This window comes from Pseudomonas sp. Z2-11, assembly GCF_054161305.1.
This window is the reverse complement of record NZ_CP096395.1, coordinates 3,895,605-3,914,443: the sequence shown is the minus strand read 5'-3', so window position 1 is coordinate 3,914,443 and position 18,839 is coordinate 3,895,605. Positions and strand designations below refer to the sequence as shown.

16 protein-coding genes, 1 pseudogene and 1 riboswitch are annotated in these 18,839 nt (G+C 63.1%); of the genes and pseudogenes, 8 read left to right on the top strand and 9 right to left on the bottom strand.

Annotated elements, in window-relative coordinates:
* Positions 1-6: 6 nt before the first annotated feature.
* The 4 genes from M1E16_RS17270 to metH form a co-directional block, all read right to left on the bottom strand.
* On the bottom strand, positions 7-501 hold the full coding sequence (locus M1E16_RS17270) for a DUF934 domain-containing protein (protein ID WP_305500286.1): 495 nt from the start codon (positions 499-501) through the stop codon (positions 7-9).
* Positions 485-2,143 carry a nitrite/sulfite reductase gene (locus M1E16_RS17265; RefSeq protein WP_434573404.1) on the bottom strand — a complete coding sequence of 553 codons (1,659 nt, stop codon included), beginning with the start codon at positions 2,141-2,143 and terminating at the stop codon, positions 485-487. Before M1E16_RS17265 ends, M1E16_RS17270 begins: the two co-directional genes overlap by 17 nt.
* A 546-nt stretch (positions 2,144-2,689) precedes the next feature.
* On the bottom strand, positions 2,690-2,908 hold the full coding sequence (locus M1E16_RS17260) for a DUF2970 domain-containing protein (protein ID WP_024781254.1): 219 nt from the start codon (positions 2,906-2,908) through the stop codon (positions 2,690-2,692).
* 96 nt (positions 2,909-3,004) lie between these two features.
* A complete protein-coding gene (metH, locus tag M1E16_RS17255) occupies positions 3,005-6,715 on the bottom strand; it encodes a methionine synthase (protein ID WP_458127965.1) in 3,711 nt (1,236 codons plus the stop codon).
* 153 nt (positions 6,716-6,868) lie between these two features.
* On the opposite strand from metH, the gene M1E16_RS17250 reads away from it, so the two are divergent.
* Together M1E16_RS17250 and nfuA are read left to right on the top strand one after the other, a co-directional pair.
* Positions 6,869-7,015 carry a hypothetical protein gene (locus M1E16_RS17250; protein ID WP_458127964.1) on the top strand — a complete coding sequence of 49 codons (147 nt, stop codon included), beginning with the start codon at positions 6,869-6,871 and terminating at the stop codon, positions 7,013-7,015.
* Positions 7,016-7,052: 37 nt separating this feature from the next.
* Entirely contained in the window at positions 7,053-7,637 is a 585-nt protein-coding gene (gene nfuA / locus M1E16_RS17245; RefSeq protein WP_003182850.1) for a Fe-S biogenesis protein NfuA, read from the top strand.
* A 442-nt stretch (positions 7,638-8,079) separates the two neighbouring features.
* Here nfuA and cobM read toward each other — a convergent pair whose 3' ends face one another.
* The 4 genes from cobM to M1E16_RS17225 all read right to left on the bottom strand — a co-directional run bounded on the left by cobM (position 8,080) and on the right by M1E16_RS17225 (position 10,190).
* A complete protein-coding gene (gene cobM, locus M1E16_RS17240) occupies positions 8,080-8,826 on the bottom strand; it encodes a precorrin-4 C(11)-methyltransferase (protein WP_458127963.1) in 747 nt (248 codons plus the stop codon).
* Positions 8,827-8,893: 67 nt separating this feature from the next.
* Complete coding sequence (locus tag M1E16_RS17235) at positions 8,894-9,298, bottom strand: cobalamin biosynthesis protein (RefSeq protein WP_458127962.1); 405 nt, start codon at positions 9,296-9,298, stop codon at positions 8,894-8,896.
* A complete protein-coding gene (locus tag M1E16_RS17230) occupies positions 9,295-9,990 on the bottom strand; it encodes a CbtA family protein (protein ID WP_458127961.1) in 696 nt (231 codons plus the stop codon). The genes M1E16_RS17235 and M1E16_RS17230 overlap by 4 nt, the downstream gene beginning before the upstream one ends.
* A gap of 11 nt (positions 9,991-10,001) precedes the next feature.
* Complete coding sequence (locus M1E16_RS17225; RefSeq protein WP_420764493.1) at positions 10,002-10,190, bottom strand: CbtB domain-containing protein; 189 nt, start codon at positions 10,188-10,190, stop codon at positions 10,002-10,004.
* Positions 10,191-10,287: 97 nt separating this feature from the next.
* Positions 10,288-10,508: riboswitch (cobalamin riboswitch) on the bottom strand.
* Positions 10,509-10,686: 178 nt separating this feature from the next.
* On the opposite strand from M1E16_RS17225, the pseudogene M1E16_RS17220 reads away from it, so the two are divergent.
* From M1E16_RS17220 to M1E16_RS17200, 5 genes and pseudogenes are all read left to right on the top strand, one after another.
* Positions 10,687-11,409, top strand: a pseudogene (locus M1E16_RS17220) (MCP four helix bundle domain-containing protein); the annotation flags it as partial.
* Positions 11,410-11,448: 39 nt separating this feature from the next.
* Complete coding sequence (locus M1E16_RS17215) at positions 11,449-12,312, top strand: methyl-accepting chemotaxis protein (RefSeq protein ID WP_434700651.1); 864 nt, start codon at positions 11,449-11,451, stop codon at positions 12,310-12,312.
* Between the two features lie 41 nt (positions 12,313-12,353).
* Complete coding sequence (locus tag M1E16_RS17210; protein WP_458127960.1) at positions 12,354-13,538, top strand: pyridoxal phosphate-dependent aminotransferase; 1,185 nt, start codon at positions 12,354-12,356, stop codon at positions 13,536-13,538.
* Between the two features lie 216 nt (positions 13,539-13,754).
* Entirely contained in the window at positions 13,755-14,456 is a 702-nt protein-coding gene (locus tag M1E16_RS17205) for a response regulator transcription factor (protein ID WP_305500301.1), read from the top strand.
* A 3-nt stretch (positions 14,457-14,459) separates the two neighbouring features.
* Positions 14,460-15,761 (top strand): ATP-binding protein, encoded by a 1,302-nt coding sequence (locus tag M1E16_RS17200; protein ID WP_458127959.1) that lies wholly within the window; start codon positions 14,460-14,462, stop codon positions 15,759-15,761.
* A gap of 54 nt (positions 15,762-15,815) precedes the next feature.
* Here the strand turns inward: M1E16_RS17200 and M1E16_RS17195 are convergent, their stop codons facing one another.
* Complete coding sequence (locus M1E16_RS17195) at positions 15,816-16,457, bottom strand: DUF1345 domain-containing protein (RefSeq protein ID WP_305500305.1); 642 nt, start codon at positions 16,455-16,457, stop codon at positions 15,816-15,818.
* 295 nt (positions 16,458-16,752) lie between these two features.
* On the opposite strand from M1E16_RS17195, the gene M1E16_RS17190 reads away from it, so the two are divergent.
* The gene (locus tag M1E16_RS17190; protein WP_458127958.1) at positions 16,753-18,831 is read left to right on the top strand and encodes a putative bifunctional diguanylate cyclase/phosphodiesterase; all 2,079 of its coding nucleotides are present in this window, start codon (positions 16,753-16,755) and stop codon (positions 18,829-18,831) included.
* Positions 18,832-18,839: the final 8 nt, after the last annotated feature.

The following is an 18,839-nucleotide window of genomic DNA, read 5'->3' as shown; positions in this document are numbered from 1 at the left end:
CAACTATCAGCGACGACGAAACAGCGGCAACGGTTCGTCAGTGGCCGCCTGGTAGGTCACCGAAAAGTCCTTGAGGCTTTCGAGGGCTTCATAGGGGTCTTTGTCGGCACGCAGGGCAAAGGCGTCAAAACCGCAGCGGCGCATGTAGAACAACTGGTCGCGCAGCACATCGCCAATGGCGCGCAATTCACCCTTGAAGCCATACCGTTCGCGCAACAGGCGCGCGTTGGAGTAGCTGCGCCCGTCGGTGAAGGCCGGGAAGTTCAGTGCGATGACCTGGAGCTGATTGGCGTCATCGCCGATTTCTTCCGCTTCTTCGTCGGCATCCAGCCACACGCCCAGGCCGCCATCACGGGCTTTGAGCGCATGGGCATGGTCGCGCCAAAGGGCGAGGGGCACGATCAGGTCGTCGCAGTTGGAAATGCCATCGAAGGTCGCGTCCTTGGGCAGCAAGTGCCAGGTTTCGTCGATGACCTCGTTGTTCTTAATGATTCGCTGCATAGACGCGTTCCTTGAAGAGGTCGATGCCGATACGTTGATAAGTGTCGATGAAACGCTCGTCTTCGGTACGTTGTTCGATGTACACGTCGATCAGCTTCTCGATCACATCCGGCATGTCATCCTGGGCAAACGACGGGCCGAGGATCTTGCCCAGGCTGGCGTCGCGGCTGCCGCTGCCACCGAGGGAGACCTGGTAGAACTCCTCGCCTTTCTTGTCCACGCCGAGGATGCCGATGTGACCGACGTGGTGGTGACCGCAGGCATTCATGCAGCCGGAAATGTTCAGGTCCAGCTCGCCGATGTCGAACAGGTAGTCGAGGTCGTCGAAGCGGCGCTGGATCGACTCGGCGATCGGAATCGACTTGGCGTTCGCCAGCGAGCAGAAATCCCCGCCCGGGCAGCAGATCATGTCGGTCAGCAGGCCGATGTTCGGCGTGGCGAAGCCTTGCTCGCGCAGCTCGCCCCACAGGGTGAACAACTGGCTCTGTTCAACGTCCGCCAGGATGATGTTCTGCTCGTGGGACGTGCGCAGCTGGCCAAAGCTGTAGCGGTCGGCCAGGTCGGCAACGGCGTCCATCTGCTTGTCGGTGATATCGCCCGGTGCGACACCGGTCGGCTTCAGCGACAGGGTCACTGCGACGTAGCCCGGTTTCTTGTGCTTGAGGGTGTTGCGTGTCCGCCAGCGCGCGAAGCCCGGGTGTTCCTTGTCGAGGGCGGCCAGTTCGGCGTCCTGGTTGTCCAGGGCCTTGTAGGCCGGGTCGACGAAATGCTTGGCCACGCGATGGACTTCGGCTTCGGTCAGGGTGGTCTGGCCGCCACGCAGGTGGACCATTTCGGCCTCGACCTTTTCAGCGAACACTTCAGGCGTCAGGGCCTTGACCAGGATCTTGATCCGCGCCTTGTATTTGTTGTCGCGACGCCCGTAGCGGTTGTACACCCGCAGGATGGCGTCGAGGTAGCTCAGCAGGTCCTGCCATGGCAGGAACTCGTTGATGAACGCGCCGACCACCGGCGTACGGCCCAGGCCACCGCCCACGAGCACGCGGAAGCCCAGCTCGCCGGCGGCGTTGTAGACCGCTTCGAGGCCGATGTCATGGACTTCGATGGCCGCGCGGTCCGAGGTCGAGCCATTGATGGCGATCTTGAACTTGCGCGGCAGGTAGGCGAATTCCGGGTGGAACGTGGTCCATTGGCGAACGATCTCGCACCATGGGCGCGGGTCGATCAGTTCGTCGGCCGCGACGCCGGCAAACTGGTCGGTGGTCACGTTGCGCAGGCAGTTGCCGCTGGTCTGGATCGCGTGCATCTGCACGGTGGCCAGTTCCGCCAGGATCTCGGGCACGTCTTCCAGGGCAGGCCAGTTGTACTGGACGTTCTGCCGGGTACTGATGTGGGCGTAGCCCTTGTCATAGTCGCGGGCAATCTGGGCCAGCTTGCGCACCTGGCGCGAGGTCAGCTGGCCATAAGGCACCGCCACGCGCAGCATCGGGGCGAAGCGCTGGATATACAGGCCATTCTGCAAGCGCAGAGGGCGGAATTCTTCTTCGCTCAGCTCGCCTGCCAGATAGCGTCGGGTCTGATCACGGAACTGCTTGACGCGGTCCTCGATGATCCGCTGATCATACTCGTCATATACGTACATATAAGTCTCGTTCTCAGGCTTGGGCCGATCAGAAACAGCTGCAGGTTGGCTCGCTGAAATCGGGTTCTGCCTCGGCAATTCTGCGCGCACGGCCGCGCACTCCTAGAGGAGCCGGTGCAAGATACCTGTTTTGAGTTATGCGCAAAAGTGATGTTTGAGTATATGTAAAGAACCAAATCGACTAATGCCTTCGATTATTGGCTAACCCACATTTGTCGTACGGGCAATCATCGTCTTAACTGTGGTCGAGTCCCTATGCAATCACCTACAAAACCGACAAGAGGCGATGCAATGAGTAATCCGACCAAAGCAAGGAAAAGCGACAGTACCGTTGATGCCTGGGCCATTCTGTTCCTGATTATCCTGGTGGTGGGCACGGCGGTGTTCTGGGTCAGTCATCAATAACCTCCCAATCCACGCATAACCCATTGTGGGAGCGAGCCTGCTCGCGAAAGCGATGTGTCAGTCGACATCATCATCGACTGGACTATCGTTTTCGCGAGCGGGCTCGCTCCCACAGGGGTATGTGTGTGATGTTGGAGGGCGTCACAACCCCGCCAGATGCACCACCAGCTTGACGATGCCAAACAGGGTCAAGGCGAAGATCACCGTGAACGCGATTCCCAGTATCACGAAGTGACTCGGCTTGCCGTGGGTGAAATCCCGGGCGCGGTTCTTGCCGCTCTGCACGCCGAAAGCGGCGGCCAGCACGCTGTGCATCATCTGCAACAGAGTCGGCGGCTTGTTGTCGACTGGATCGTCCATAAATCCCTCGTCTGCCATGGGTTTGGGACAAGCATAGACAACCCCAGGGAAAAGATCGCAGCGTGCCTCGGCTGCGATCTTTTCAGTGGCGCCTGATCAGTTGTCGTAGCCCAGGTTCGGCGCCAGCCAGCGTTCGGTCACGCTCAGGTCCTGGCCCTTGCGCGCGGTGTAGCTCTGGACCTGGTCCTTGTCGATCTTGCCCACGGCGAAATACTGCGCCTGGGGATGGGCGAAGTACCAACCGCTGACCGCCGCCGCCGGGAACATCGCGTAGTGTTCGGTGAGGAACACGCCGCTGCGTCCGGCTTTCAGTTCGCTGGCCTCGGGGTCGAGCAGGCGGAACAGGGTGGCTTTCTCGGTGTGATCCGGGCAGGCCGGGTAACCGGGGGCAGGGCGGATGCCGGTGTATTGCTCCTTGATCAGCGCCTCGTTGTCCAGGCGCTCATCCTTGGCATAGCCCCAATATTCCTTGCGCACCTGCTGGTGCAGCCATTCGGCGCAAGCTTCGGCCAATCGGTCGGCCAGGGCCTTGACCATGATCGAGTTGTAGTCGTCGCCGGCGTTCTGGTAGGCCTTGGCGACTTCTTCGGCACCGATGCCGGCGGTGGTGATGAAGCCACCGACATAGTCGGTCACGCCGCTGTCCTTGGGTGCGACGAAGTCGGCCAGGGAGAAGTTCGGCTTACCGTCGGTCTTGATGATCTGCTGGCGCAGGTGATGCAGGCGCGCCAGTGGCTTGCCGTCGTCGCCATAGACTTCCAGGTCGTCGTCATGCACCTGGTTGGCCGGCCAGAAGCCGAACACGGCGCGAGCGCTGATGAGTTTCTCGTCGATCAGCTTGCGCAGCATCGCCCGGGCATCGGCGTACAGCGCGGTGGCCGCTTCGCCGACCACTTCGTCGGTGAGGATGCGCGGGTATTTGCCGGCCAGGTCCCAGGAAATGAAAAACGGCGTCCAGTCGATGTACTCGGCCAGGACGTTCAGGTCGATATCGTCCAGCACCCGTGCGCCGGTGAAAGTCGGCTTGACCGGCTGGTAGCTGCTCCAGTCGAACTGCGGCTTCTTCGCCACGGCCGCCGGGTAGCTCAGGCGCTCGGTGCGGGCGCTGCGGCTGGAGGTGCGCTCGCGCACGTCTATGTAGTCCAGGCGGGTCTTCTCGACGAACGCCGGCTTGAGCTCCTTGGACAGCAACTGCGTCGCCACGCCCACGGCGCGGGAGGCGTCGGTGACGTAGATCACTGCATCATTGCTGTACTTGGGCTCGATCTTCACGGCGGTGTGGGCCTTGGAGGTCGTGGCGCCACCGATCATCAGCGGCAGGTGGAAGTCCTGGCGCTGCATCTCCCGCGCCACATGCACCATTTCATCCAGGGACGGTGTGATCAGGCCAGACAGGCCGATGATGTCGCACTTCTCATCTTTGGCCACCTGAAGGATTTTCTCCGCCGGCACCATCACGCCGAGGTCGACCACGTCGTAGCCGTTGCACCCCAGCACCACGCCGACGATGTTCTTGCCGATGTCGTGGACGTCGCCCTTGACCGTGGCCATCAGGATCTTGCCCTTGGCCTCTGGCTTGTCGCCTTTTTCCGCTTCGATGAACGGAATCAGGTGCGCCACGGCCTGCTTCATCACGCGGGCGGACTTGACGACCTGGGGCAGGAACATCTTGCCGGCGCCAAACAGGTCGCCGACGATGTTCATGCCGGCCATCAGCGGGCCTTCGATCACTTCGATCGGGCGGGCGAAGGACAGGCGCGATTCCTCGGTGTCCTCGACGATGTGGGTGGTGATGCCCTTGACCAGCGCGTGCTCCAGGCGCTTGTTCACTTCCCAGCCGCGCCATTCTTCGGTTTCCGCTTCCTTGACACTGCCGTCGCCCTTGTACTTGTCGGCGATCGCGAGGAGGGCGTCGGTGCCTTCGGGTGTACGGTTGAGGATCACGTCTTCCACCGCGTCGCGCAGTTCCACCGGGATCTGGTCGTAGATCTCCAGTTGGCCGGCGTTGACGATGCCCATGGTCAGGCCCGCGCGGATCGCATGCAGCAGGAACACCGAGTGGATCGCCTCGCGCACCGGGTTGTTGCCACGGAACGAGAACGACACGTTGGACACGCCACCGGAGGTCAGCGCGTAGGGCAGTTCATCGCGGATGTAGGCGCAGGCGTTGATGAAGTCCACGGCATAGTTGTTGTGCTCTTCGATACCGGTGGCGACGGCGAAGATGTTCGGGTCGAAGATGATGTCTTCCGGCGGGAAGCCGACTTCATTGACCAAGATGTCGTAGGAGCGCTTGCAGATTTCCTTCTTGCGCGCCTCGGTGTCGGCCTGGCCGGCTTCGTCGAAGGCCATCACCACCACGGCGGCGCCGTAGCGCTTGCACAGCTTGGCGTGATGGATGAACTGCTCGACGCCTTCCTTCATGCTGATGGAGTTGACGATGCCCTTGCCCTGGATGCACTTGAGGCCAGCTTCGATGACTTCCCACTTGGAGGAGTCGATCATGATCGGCACGCGGGAAATATCCGGTTCGCCGGCGATCAGATTGAGGAAGGTCACCATGGCCTTCTTCGAATCGAGCATGCCCTCGTCCATGTTGATGTCGATCACCTGGGCGCCGGCCTCGACCTGTTGCAGCGCCACTTCCAGGGCTTCGGTGTAGTTGTCTTCGCGGATCAGCCGGGCGAATTTGGCGGAGCCGGTGATGTTGGTCCGCTCGCCGACGTTGACGAACAGCGAGTTGCGATCGATGGTGAACGGTTCCAGGCCCGACAGGCGGCACGCCCGGGGAATCTCGGGAATCTGCCGTGGAGCATAGCCAGCGACGGCCTTGGCGATAGCTTCGATGTGCGCCGGGGTGGTGCCGCAGCAACCGCCGACGATATTGAGGAAGCCGCTCTGGGCAAATTCTTCAATGACCTTGGCGGTGTCCACCGGCAGCTCGTCGTATTCGCCGAATTCGTTGGGCAGGCCGGCGTTGGGGTGAGCCGATACATGGGTGCTGGCCTTGTTTGACAGTTCTTCCAGGTACGGGCGCAGTTCGCTGGCGCCGAGGGCGCAGTTCAGGCCGACGGAGATCGGCTTGGCGTGGGCCACCGAGTTCCAGAAGGCTTCGGTGGTCTGGCCGGAGAGGGTGCGGCCGGAGGCGTCGGTGATGGTGCCGGAAATCATGATCGGCAACTCGATGCCCAGCTCTTCATAGACGCCTTGCACGGCGAAGATCGCGGCCTTGGCATTGAGCGTGTCGAAAATGGTCTCGATCAGGATCAGGTCGGCGCCGCCTTCGATCAGGCCCTTGGTGGCTTCGGTGTAGTTCTCCACCAGCTCGTCGAAGGTCACGTTGCGGTAGCCGGGGTTGTTCACATCCGGCGACAGCGAGCAGGTGCGGCTGGTCGGGCCGAGCACGCCAGCGACGAAGCGCGGCTTGTCCGGGGTTTCGAGGGTCTTGGCGTCCGCCACCTTGCGGGCCAGGCGCGCGCCTTCCAGGTTCAGCTCGTAGGCCAGGCCCTGCATGCCGTAGTCGGCCTGGGACACCTGGGTGGCGTTGAAGGTGTTGGTTTCGAGGATGTCGGCGCCGGCATCCAGGTAGGCCTTTTCGATAGCGCCAATCACGTCGGGGCGGGTCAGCACGAGCAGATCGTTGTTGCCTTTGACGTCGCTCGGCCAGTCGGCGAAGCGTTTGCCACGGTAGTCCTGCTCTTCCAGCTTGTAGCTCTGGATCATCGTGCCCATGCCGCCGTCGAGGATCAGGATGCGTTCCTTGAGGGCCTGCTGGAGAAGATAAAGGCGAGCGCTGCGATCAGACATAGGACTACCTGGAAAAAAGACCATTACGAAGGCCGGAATGATAGCAAACCTGTGCAGGATTTGATCACGCGGGGCTTTTGCATGAATTTCGCTCATGTTTTCGAGCGGTGCCGGCCCGATCCATTACCGGCTCTGGCCGGTGCAGGGGGGATCGTGAACAAGACCTACATCACCTACGGCTTGAGCGCAGCGAAGATGGCGCGGATCAAGCGCGACCTCGCCCGGCAGTTGCTGCTTCGCGCCCTTGCGCGGTCGGCTGCTTTCCTGACAAAAATACTGGGACTTTGTCCGGCGCGATGATTGGCGTAAACTGCCGGCAAGCCTGCGAGGAGTTTCCATGACCGCCATTACCATTACCGATGCCGCCCACGATTACCTGGCCGACCTGCTGTCCAAGCAGAACACCCCGGGTATCGGGATCCGCATCTTCATCACCCAGCCCGGCACCCAGTACGCAGAGACGTGCATTGCCTACTGCAAGCCGGGAGAAGAAAAACCCGAAGACACCGCGCTGGGGCTCAAGAGCTTCACCGCGTACATCGACTCGTTCAGCGAAGCTTTCCTGGACGATGCGGTGGTCGACTACGCCACCGACCGCATGGGCGGCCAGCTGACCATCAAGGCGCCGAACGCCAAGGTACCGATGGTCAACGCCGACAGTCCGGTCAACGAGCGCATCAACTATTACCTGCAAACCGAGATCAACCCGGGGCTGGCCAGCCACGGCGGCCAGGTGTCGCTGATCGACGTGGTGGAAGACGGCATCGCCGTGCTCCAGTTCGGCGGCGGTTGCCAGGGCTGCGGCCAGGCTGACGTGACCCTGAAGGAAGGCATCGAGCGCACCTTGCTCGAGCGCATCCCGGAACTCAAGGGCGTGCGCGACGTGACCGACCACACGCAGAAAGAAAACGCCTACTACTGATAGGTGCTAGCTGCGTGCAGAACACTGTGGCGAGGGAGCTTGCTCCCGCTCGATTGCGTAGCAATCGCAAGGCAACCCGCGCGCCTTCCGTGATTGACGCGTGAGTCGCCAGGGGACCGCTACGCGGTCCAGCGGGAGCAAGCTCCCTCGCCACAAAAGCTTCTGCGACCAGCATGCCATCTTAGAGGCGCCGCCGATCCCTGTGGGAGCGAGCTTGCTCGCGATAGCGGTGGGTCAGCTTGCGTTGATGTTGAGTGTGCCATGGTCATCGCGAGCAAGCTCGCTCCCACAGGATCCGGGTCAGGGTCACGATTCCGGCGGGCACCACCAGTCGCGTGGGAGCGAGCCTGCTCGCGAAGGGGCCGGCACATTCGACATCGTTGCCGGCTGATCCACCGCTTTCGCGAGCAGGCTCGCTCCCACCTCGCTCCATATCGACGAGTCAGGGCCTGTACAGATGCGCATGCCCGGCGCGATACAGCGATGATTCGCTGAACACATCATTGCCCAACACACGCCCCACCAGTATCAGCGCCGTACGTCGAAAGCCCTTGGCTTGGACCTTCCCGGCGATATCCTCCAGCGTACCCACCACCCAATCCTGATCCGGCCAAGTGGCCCGGTGAATCACCGCGATCGGACAATCCTCGCCGTAGTGGGGCAGCAGTTCGGCGACTATTTTTTCCAGGTGATTGACGCCCAGGTGAATTGCCATGGTTGCGCCATGCTGCGCCAGGCTGGCGAGTTCTTCCCCGGCGGGCATCGCGGTCTTGTCCGCGTAGCGGGTCAGGATCACGCTCTGGGACACGTCCGGTAGCGTCAGCTCGGCGCCGAGCAGGGCCGCGCAGGCTGAGGTGGCGGTGACGCCCGGAACGATTTCGAAAGGGATGTCCAGCTCCCGCAGGCAGCGGATCTGCTCGCCGATGGCGCCATACAGACTTGGATCGCCGGAGTGCACCCGGGCCACGTCCTGGCCGTTCAGATGCGCGATCCTGATCAGTTCGACGATCTGTTCCAGGTGCAGCTCTGCGCTGTTGACCACCTGTTCGGCGCTGTGGCCTTCAAGCACGGCCGCCGGCACCAGGGAGCCGGCGTAGATGATCACCGGGCAACGGTGGATCAGGCGCTGGCCTTTCACGGTGATCAGTTCCGGGTCGCCGGGGCCGGCACCGATGAAGTAAACGGTCATGACCGGTTCCTGTAGAAAAGGGCCTTGCATGAGCATCGCTCATGATTCCGGCGGCGATTATCGAGGGTTACGAAGCTGCCGCCAATGCCAGAGTGGCTTGCGCACTTTTCTGGCGGGTAATCAGCAGTCTCGCGGGCGAATCGCCCAGTTGATCGGCCAGGGCAAGGGCGACGCTTTCGGCGACGCCGTGGCAGCCCGTACGCTCGAAGGCGACCCGGGAACGCTGGCTGAGCTGGGTTTGATAACCCGCCAACTGCTCGGCAGTGAAGCAGGTCAGTGGCAGCGCCAATTGCTCGGCCAGCTCCAGCAGGCCCGGTTCGTCGTGCTTGAGATCGATACTGGCCAAGGCCTGTACATTATCGAGCGCAATGCCATGGGCCAGCAGCGTCTGCTCAAGCAATGCCCGCAATGCACTGGCCGGGCAACCGCGTTGGCAGCCCAGGCCGACCACCAGGATCGGCCCGCTATTCATGCGTCGTGACGAGCCTGGGCGCCACGGCGAAACAGCCAGGCGCTGATCAGGCCCAGGGCGAGCCAGAACGTGACATTGGTCAGTTGCGCGGCGACCTTGAACTGGCTTTCCAGCGCCTCGGGGGCCAGCATCGAATGGACTTCAGGCTGCGGCGCGCCGATGACGTGAGGCACCAGCAACGTCGCAACACCCAGCAGCTTCAGCAGCCACTGCCGGCCGAAGGCAATCAGGGCTATGCCGACCGCCGTGGACGCCGCCGTGCCGATCCACCACATCTGCCGCTGGGCCAGCTCAGCCGCCGCCGTGCCAGGCAGCTCCGGTGGCAGGCCAAGCGTTGGCGCGAGGACGAAGGTGACGTAGCCGGCCAGTCCCCAAAGCAAGCCCTGGGACGTACGCGTCGGCTCGCGCAAGGTGTACAGGCCCGCCAGCATCAGGGCGAAACCCACCGCGACCACCAGGTTGCCGCCCGTGGTGGCGAGCAGGCGTTGCCAGCCGTCTTGCGGTTCCCAGGCTTCGTCGTCATGGCTGTGGGCAGCGCCCGAGGCATGTTCATGGATTTCGCTGGCGGGGGCCTTTTCGTAGGTTTCGGCTTGCTGAATCAGCGGCGCGACCCACAGGCTTTGTAGAAGAGTCAACAGCAGGGCGGCCAGCAGCCCGCTGAAACCGGCAGTCCGAGCGATACGCTTGATCATGTCGTCAGGTCTCAGTGGCACGGGAACGCGGCGCTATGCCGGGTGTCGTGGGCCGCGTTGTGCACCGCTTCGATGTGGGAGAAACCGGCGAAGTAGACCAGGCCCGCACCGAGGATCGAGGCGAGGACAGCCGCGCTCAGGCGCTGGCTCAGGGTGACAGTGCTGCTGGTAGTACGGGCGGTGCTGCTGATGGTCGACATGGCGCTTCCCTCGGATTTGTCGGCGGGGAAGCGAGCGCAATGAAAATCCGGGCGAGGGCTCGCCAGAATTCGAACAGCGCCCGCCCACCGCGGGTTTGTTGAGCTTGAGTCATGGGCCGGTCTCCGGGCTCGCGAGGGGCTGGGCCGAAGCCTTGCCTGCAAGCGTCACCTTCCCATGCCAAGGCACAGTGGATTCGACGCTTCGCTCGCTTACCGTTGCGGGGGCAGCACCGGACTGACGTGGCCTTGGAGTAAAGCACACGATTCACCGGTTTCCCGTTTCACCCTGTGAAGGGCACCCGTAACTAGGCCGACAGGAGACCATGGGCGAGGCCGGGGCGTCAATCGCGGCTTCGCGCCGCTGACATCACGGAATATTTTCCATCTCCCCCTGCAAAAGCCTCAAGTCGGGCCGATAACGAGGCAGGCGTACCCACAATTATCCCAAACAATACGCCGGCGGCATGGACGCTCGACCACCATCCGAGGTCTTCCCATGTCCCTACGCAGCTTGAATATCGCCCCCAGAGCCTTTCTCGGCTTCACTGTCATCGCACTGCTTGTCGTCGTCCTCGGCGTGTTCGCCGCCAATCGCATGTCGGTCATTCGCCAGGCCTCGGTGGACATGGAACAGACCCAGGTGCCCAGCGTCAGCCATCTGGCCAGTGTGATGGAAAGCGTCCTGCGCATGCGCATCCTCTCGTTTCGCATATTGGTGAACCGTGACCCGGCCAGCCTGAAAGAGGCCGACGGGCGCATCGGTGTGCTGGTGGAAAAACTGCACAAGGCCAATAACAGCTATGCGGCGCTGCCGGCCACCCCGCAAGAGGCCGAGCTGTACAAGACTTTTTCCGCGACGCTTGCAAAGTATCTCGAGGCCCAGCAGGAAATGCTCCAGCTGTCGCGTCAGGACAAGATTGATCAGCTGCGCGCCCATATCAATACACGGATCAAGGAAGGCACCGACCTGATGGGCGAACAGCTCAACAAACTCATCGAGTTCAACGTGACCAGCGCCAGCGAAGCATCGGCCAAGGCTGGCGACTATTACACCAGCGCCATCACCGGCATCATCGTCGTCTCGGTCATCGCCGCGCTGGCGACCGTGTTGCTGGCCTTGCTCCTGACCCGCAGCATCGTCACGCCGCTGAACCGAGCGCTCGAAGCAGCCCGGACCATTGCCAGCGGCAATCTGGTCACCGTCATCGTCGACGACGGCAAGGACGAACCTGCGCGATTGCTCCAGGCCTTGGGCGCCATGCAGGGCAGCCTGCGCCAGACCATCGAGCAGATTGCCGGTTCCGCCACCCAGCTGGGCGCCGCCGCTGAAGAGTTGAGTGCCGTCACCCAGGAGTCTTCCCGTGGCTTGCAACGGCAGCACAGCGAAATCGAGCAGGCGGCCACTGCCGTCAATGAGATGACCGCCGCGGTCGAGGAGGTTGCCCGCAACGCGGTGTCCACTTCCGAAGCCTCGAACCAGTCCACCCAGGCGGCCCGGGAAGGGCGCACGCGAGTGGTGGAGACCGTCGATGCGATCCAGACTATGACCCACGACGTACAAGCCACCGCCGCGATGATCGAGGGCCTGGCAGTCCAGGGCCGCGACATCGGCAAGGTGCTGGACGTGATCCGCGCCATCGCCGAACAGACCAACCTGCTGGCCCTCAACGCGGCCATCGAGGCCGCCAGGGCCGGGGAGGCCGGACGTGGTTTCGCGGTGGTGGCCGACGAAGTCCGTGCCTTGGCCCATCGCACCGCGCAATCGACCCAGGAGATCGAAAAAATGGTCGCCGGCATCCAGAACGGCACCGGCCAGGCCGTGCAGTCGATGCAGCAAAGCAACCAGCGCACCCAAAGCACCCTGGAGCTGGCCCGTGGCGCCGGTGTGGCGCTGGAACAGATCACCCAGTCGATCCACCAGATCAACGAGCGCAACCTGGTGATTGCCAGCGCATCCGAAGAGCAGGCCCAGGTCTCCCGCGAAGTGGACCGCAACCTGATGAACATCCGTGATCTGGCGACCCAATCGGCCAGCGGCGCGCAACAGACCAGCGACGCCACTCACGAACTGTCGCGCCTGGCGGTGGGTTTGAATGCGACGGTGGCGCGCTTCGTTATTTGAGATAGGGTTGAAGCTGGATACCGCGCGAACAGGAGCAATGCATGCGCTTTTCAGCCTTGACCCAACGCATCACCGGCGACGGCGCCGCCGCCTGGCAGATCCATGACCGGGCGCTGGCCATGCGCGAACAGGGCAGGGAGGTGCTGTTGCTGTCGGTGGGCGATCCGGATTTCGACACGCCACCGGCCATTGTCGAGGCCGCCGTCGCCAGCCTGCGGGCGGGGGATACGCATTATTCGGATACCCGTGGCCTGCATGCCTTGCGCGCCAGCATCGCCCGGCACCACCAGCAACGTTGCGGCCAAGCGGTGGGCGCCGGGCACGTTACGGTGCTGCCCGGCGCCCAGTGTGCGGTCTTCGCGGTCGCGCAGTGCCTGCTCGACCCCGGCGACGAGGTGATTGTCGCCGAACCGATGTACGTCACTTACGAAGCGGTCTTTGGCGCCTGCGGGGCGAAAGTGGTCCCGGTGGCGGTGCGTCCGGAAAACGCTTTTCGGGTAGAGCCGGCCGACGTGGCCCGGCTGATCACGCCGCGTACCCGCGCGATGCTGCTCAACAGCCCCAACAATCCCTCCGGCGCCAGCCTGCCGCTGGCCACCTGGCAAGCGTTGGCGCAACTGTGCATCGAGCATGACCTGTGGCTGATCAGCGATGAGGTCTACAGCGACTTGCTCTATGACGGCGAACATATCAGCCCGGCCAGCCTGCCGGGCATGGCCGAGCGCACCGCCACCCTCAACAGCCTGTCCAAATCCCACGCCATGACGGGCTGGCGCATCGGCTGGGCCATCGGCCCCGAGTCCCTTGCCGCGCATCTGGCCAACCTGTCGCTGTGCATGCTGTTCGGCCTGCCGGACTTCGTCCAGCGCGCCGCCCAGGTTGCCCTTGAGCGGGATCTGCCTGAAGTGGCGCGGATGCGCGAGGAATATCGCCAGCGCCGTAACCTGGTGTGCGCGGCGCTGGAGGGGCGTGCGGGCCTCAGGCCAGTACGGCCCGATGGCGGGATGTTCGTGATGGTCGACGTGCGCCAGACGGGTCTCGCCGCCCAGGCATTTGCCGAGCGCCTGCTGGACGGCTATGGCGTATCGGTGCTGGCGGGCGAGGCGTTCGGGCCGAGTGCGGCGGGGCATATCCGGATCGGCCTGGTGGTCGACCAAGTGCAATTGGCGGATGCGTGCCGGCGGATCGTCGAGTGTGCGGCGGTCTTGCTGCAGGTCGATTGGTGAAGTTTTGTAGAAGCTGTGTGAAATTGTGTAAGGGTTTTGCTCGACCACGGGCGCCGGCGTATATCCTTGGTGGCTTGAGATTTCTTGCGCCTGTAGGACCGCCATCGCGAGCAAGCTCGCTCCCACACGGTTTTTGCTGCGTACCGAAACCCTGTGGGAGCGAGCCTGCTCGCGATGAGTCCCGCCCAGGCGCCACCGTATTTTCTGGACCACCCCATGCCCAACATCCTCCTCGTCGAAGACGACGCCGCCCTTTGCGAACTGATCTCCAGCTACCTGGAGCGCAACGGCTATCAGGTCAGCGTCCTCAACCGTGGCGATCACGTCCGTGAGCGGGCACGGGCCAATCCGCCGGACCTGGTGATCCTCGACCTGATGCTGCCGGGCCTGGATGGCTTGCAGGTCTGCCGTCTGCTGCGCGCCGATTCGGCGACCCTGCCGATCCTGATGCTCACCGCTCGGGACGACAGCCACGACCAGGTGCTGGGCCTGGAAATGGGCGCCGATGACTACGTCACCAAGCCCTGCGAGCCGCGGGTATTGCTGGCGCGGGTACGCACCCTGCTGCGGCGCAGTAGCCTCACCGAACCGCAAACGGTCAACGATCGCATCGTCATGGGCAACCTGTGCATCGATCTGTCCGAGCGCACCGTCACCTGGCGCGGGCAACCGGTGGAGCTGTCCAGCGGCGAGTACAACCTGCTGGTGGTGCTGGCCCGGCACTCCGGCGAGGTGCTCAGCCGCGACCAGATCTTGCAGCGCTTGCGCGGCATCGAATTCAACGGCACCGATCGCTCGGTGGACGTGGCCATTTCCAAACTGCGGCGCAAATTCGACGACAACGCCGGCGAGGCGCGCAAGATCAAGACCGTGTGGGGCAAGGGTTACCTGTTCAGCCGTTCCGAGTGGGAATGCTGATCGATGTGGAAACTGCTGATTCGCCTCTATCTTGTGACCATCGTCTCCTACAGCGCGGCGATCTACCTGATGCCGGAACTGGTGATCCGCCTGTTCCATGAGCGCTTCCAGACTTACAACCTGGACTATTCCCGTGGCCTGCAAACCTTGATGGCCAAGCAGTTTCGCGCCGTGCCCAGCGCGCAATGGCCGGCGCTGGCAGCGCAGATGGACAAGGAGTTCGAGCCGCTGCGCATCGAGCTCGCCGCCACCGATGATGCGGATTTCACCGCCGCCGAGCAGGCGCGTCTGCGGCGCGGTGAGAATGTGGTGCGCATCGGCGACTGGGGTTGGCGAACCCTGGCGGCCGCGCCGCTGGATGGGCGCACCGCGGTCAAGATGATCGTTCCCCCGGATCCGGCGGATGTCAGCTGGCTGTACTGGAGCATCAACGTGCTGATCGGCGCGACGATGCTCGGCTGTCTGCTGCTCTGGCTGCGGCCGCACTGGCGCGACCTGGAGCGGCTCAAGCGCACCGCCGAGCGTTTCGGCAAGGGCCACCTGGGTGAGCGCACGCATATCGCGCCGCGCTCCAACATCGGCAGCCTGGCCCATGTTTTCGACACCATGGCGGGCGATATCGAGAACCTGCTCAATCAGCAGCGCGATCTGCTCAATGCCGTCTCCCATGAGCTGCGCACGCCGTTGACCCGGCTCGATTTCGGCCTGGCACTGGCCTTGTCCGAGGATTTGCCGGCGCCCAGCCGCGAGCGTCTGCAAGGGTTGGTGGCGCACATTCGAGAGTTGGATGAGTTGGTGCTGGAGCTGTTGTCCTATAGCCGCCTGCAGAACCCCGAGCGCCTGCCGGAGCGGGTCGAAGTGCCGCTGGACGAGTTCATCGACAGCATCCTCGGCAGCCTCGATGAGGACCTGGCGGCGCCGGAGGTGGTGATCGACGTTTTGCTGCACGGGGCGCTGGAGCGTTTCGAGCTCGACCCGCGCCTCACCGCCCGGGCCTTGCAGAACCTGCTGCGCAATGCGATGCGCTATTGCGAAAGGCGCATCCAGGTGGGGGTGCTGGTCAGCGAGCAAGGCTGCGAAATCTGGGTCGACGATGACGGCATCGGCATTCCCGACAGCGAGCGTGAGCGGGTATTCGAGCCGTTCTACCGGCTGGACCGCAGCCGTGATCGCGCCACGGGCGGCTTCGGCCTCGGCCTGGCGATCAGCCGCCGCGCCCTGCAAGCCCAGGGCGGCACCCTGACGGTCGAAGCCTCGCCGCTGGGCGGGGCACGCTTCCGGCTCTGGCTACCCCCAACCTGCTGATCACCTCCTGTGGCGAGGGAGCTTGCTCCCGCTGGGCCACAAAGTGGCGCCCCTTCAGCCAAACAACCCCGCCGCAATATTGATCGAAAACCCCAGGATCGCGGTGTTGAACACAAACCCGATCAGCGACTGCGCCAACACGATCTTGCGCAGCTGCCGCGTCGCAACACCCACGTCCGAAGTCTGCACCGCCACGCCGATGGTGAAAGAGAAGTACAGGAAGTCCCAGTAGTTCGGCGTGGTCAGTCCCTCGGCAAAACGCAGGGCGGGCTCCTTGCCGGACCAGGTGTAATACAGGCGCGCGTAGTGCACGCTGAAAATTACCCCGATCAGTAGCCATGAACCAATCACGGTCAATGCAGTGAAACCGTAATGCAGCAGCTTGCCTGCGGTTTGCAGGTCGCGGCTGCCGGCCAGTTCGAAGGTGATGGTCGCCAGGCTCGCCAAGGCCGCGATGCAGACCATCAGCAGGACCAGCCCGGCGTTCTCGTCTTCGATTTCGGCGATGCGCTTGACGTCAGGTGCCTTGGCTCGCACCGTCAGCCAGAACATCAGCGCCAGGTAGGTCCAGACCCCGACGTTCCAGCCGATCAGGACCTTGCCGATGATCGAATCCGCAGGGATCAGCAGGCCCGCCGCCAGGCCGATGACCGTGGCGCAGGAAAGACGCGGGTGAGTGCGGGTGAGGCGGGGCATGGGAGCTCACTGTGGCGGGGGGATGCCGGGGAGTATGAATCAGATCTTAGCCGAAGCAGTTCAGGCTCGGGTTCTTCATTTGCGGCGACTGCCGGCTTCGCGAGCAGGCTCGCTCCCACATGGATTTGTGTATGGACGAGCTTGATCGCGATGGCGAAGTGTCTTTCGTCGCAAATGTTCCGCCGGTGATGGCTTTTTGATGTTTGGTTCGTGCACTGCCGTACCAATTGTGTACAATCGCCGACTTTTCAACCAGGCATGGATGCAGTTCGGCCTTTTGGCCACGAGAAAATCCATGCTCATCGGCAGTTATTCCCCCGCCCTTGTTTCGATTTCCCTGTTTGTCGCGATCCTGGCGTCCTACACCGCGCTGGACCTGACCGGGCGCATTACCACTGCCCAGGGCCGGGCCGTGCACTTCTGGATGGCGGGCGGTGCCTTGGCGATGGGGGTGGGCATCTGGTCCATGCATTTCATCGGCATGCTCGCGTTCAGCTTGCCGGTGGAGCTTGGCTACGATGTGGCGATTACTGCGTTGTCGCTGCTGATCGCCATCCTTTCCAGCGGCTTTGCCCTCTGGCTGGTCAGCCAGCCACAACTACGGGCCTGGCAGCTGGTGTTCGGCGCGCTGGTGATGGGCACTGGCATCAGCGCCATGCACTACACCGGTATGGCGGCCTTGCGGATGCAGCCGGGTATCGATTATGACCCGACGCTGTTCGGCGCCTCGTTGGTAATAGCCGTGGTGGCGTGCGCGGCGGCGTTATGGATCGCCTTTCACCTGCGCCAGAACACCCCTCATGTACGTCTCGCTCGCGCCGGTGCCGCCGTGGTGATGGGCGCTGCCATCGTCGGCATGCACTACACCGGCATGGCCGCGGCGCAGTTCAGCGAAGGCAGTTTCTGCGGTTCCCTGGACGGTTTGAGCGGTAAGGGCCTGGATAACCTGGTGTTGATCACCACCTTGGCGGTGCTGGCGATTGCCTTGCTGACTTCGATCCTCGATGCGCGCCTGGAAGCCCGTACCGCGGAACTGGCCAGGTCCTTGACCCAGGCCAATCGCGAACTGACCCAACTGGCCCTGCACGACCCCCTGACCGGCCTGCCCAACCGGGTCTTGCTGGCGGATCGCATCGGCCAGGCGATGCACCTGGTGCAAGAGCAGGGCGGTTGTTTCGCCCTGATGTTCATCGATCTGGACGGCTTCAAACCGGTCAACGATGCCTTTGGCCACCACATGGGTGACTTGTTGCTGCGGGACGTCGCGCTGCGTCTGCGTGAAGACCTGCGCAGCCAGGACACCCTGGCGCGGATCGGTGGTGACGAGTTTGTCCTGCTGGTGCAACTGGCCGAGCCGGACGACGCCTTGCGCCTGGCCGCGCGTCAGGTCGGGCTGATCGGTCGCACGTTCCGGGTCGCCGACCATGACCTGCAGATTTCCGCCAGCGTCGGTATCGCGCTGTACCCTGGCAATGGCCAGAGCGCCGATGAATTGCTGATGAATGCCGATGCGGCGATGTACCACGCCAAGGGTGCCGGCAAGAATGGCTACAGCTTTTTCGACGCCTCGATGAACAGCAACGCCCGCCGGCAACTGCAACTGCTGCAGGATTTGCGCATCGCGGTCGAACAGCGCCAGTTCAGCCTTTATTACCAGCCCAAGTTCGACGCAGCGAAAGGCCGCCCGGTGGGCGCCGAAGCACTGCTGCGCTGGAACCATCCGACCCAGGGCCTGCTGATGCCCGACACTTTCATCGACCTGGCGGAAAAGACCGGGCTGATCATCCCGATCGGCGAATGGGTGCTGAACGAAGCCTGCCGGCAGATGCGCGAATGGTACGTGTTGGGCTACACCGATTGGCGTATCGCGGTGAACCTGTCAGCGTTGCAGTTCTGCCATACGGGTCTGGTGCAGAGCGTGGCCAAGGCATTGGAGACGCACCACCTGCCGGCCAACAGCCTGACCCTGGAAATCACCGAGACCACCGCCATGAGCGACGCGGACGCGAGCATGACGGTACTGCAACAGCTCTCGGACATGGGGGTGGACCTGTCCATCGACGACTTCGGCACCGGTTATTCGAGCCTGATGTACCTCAAGCGCCTGCCGGCCAATGAACTGAAGATTGATCGCGGTTTCGTACGAGACCTTGAGCACGACAGTGACGACGCGGCCATCGTCTCGGCCATCGTCGCCCTCGGCCAGGCCCTGGGCCTGCGGATCGTTGCCGAAGGCGTGGAGACCGACGTGCAACAGGACTTCCTCACCCAGTTGGGTTGCGATTCGCTGCAGGGGTATCTGCTGGGGCACCCGCAGCCGGCCGAACACTTCCTGAAGAACATCCGCCAGGCCCGACGCGTCGAGATGGCCTGAGGCGATCG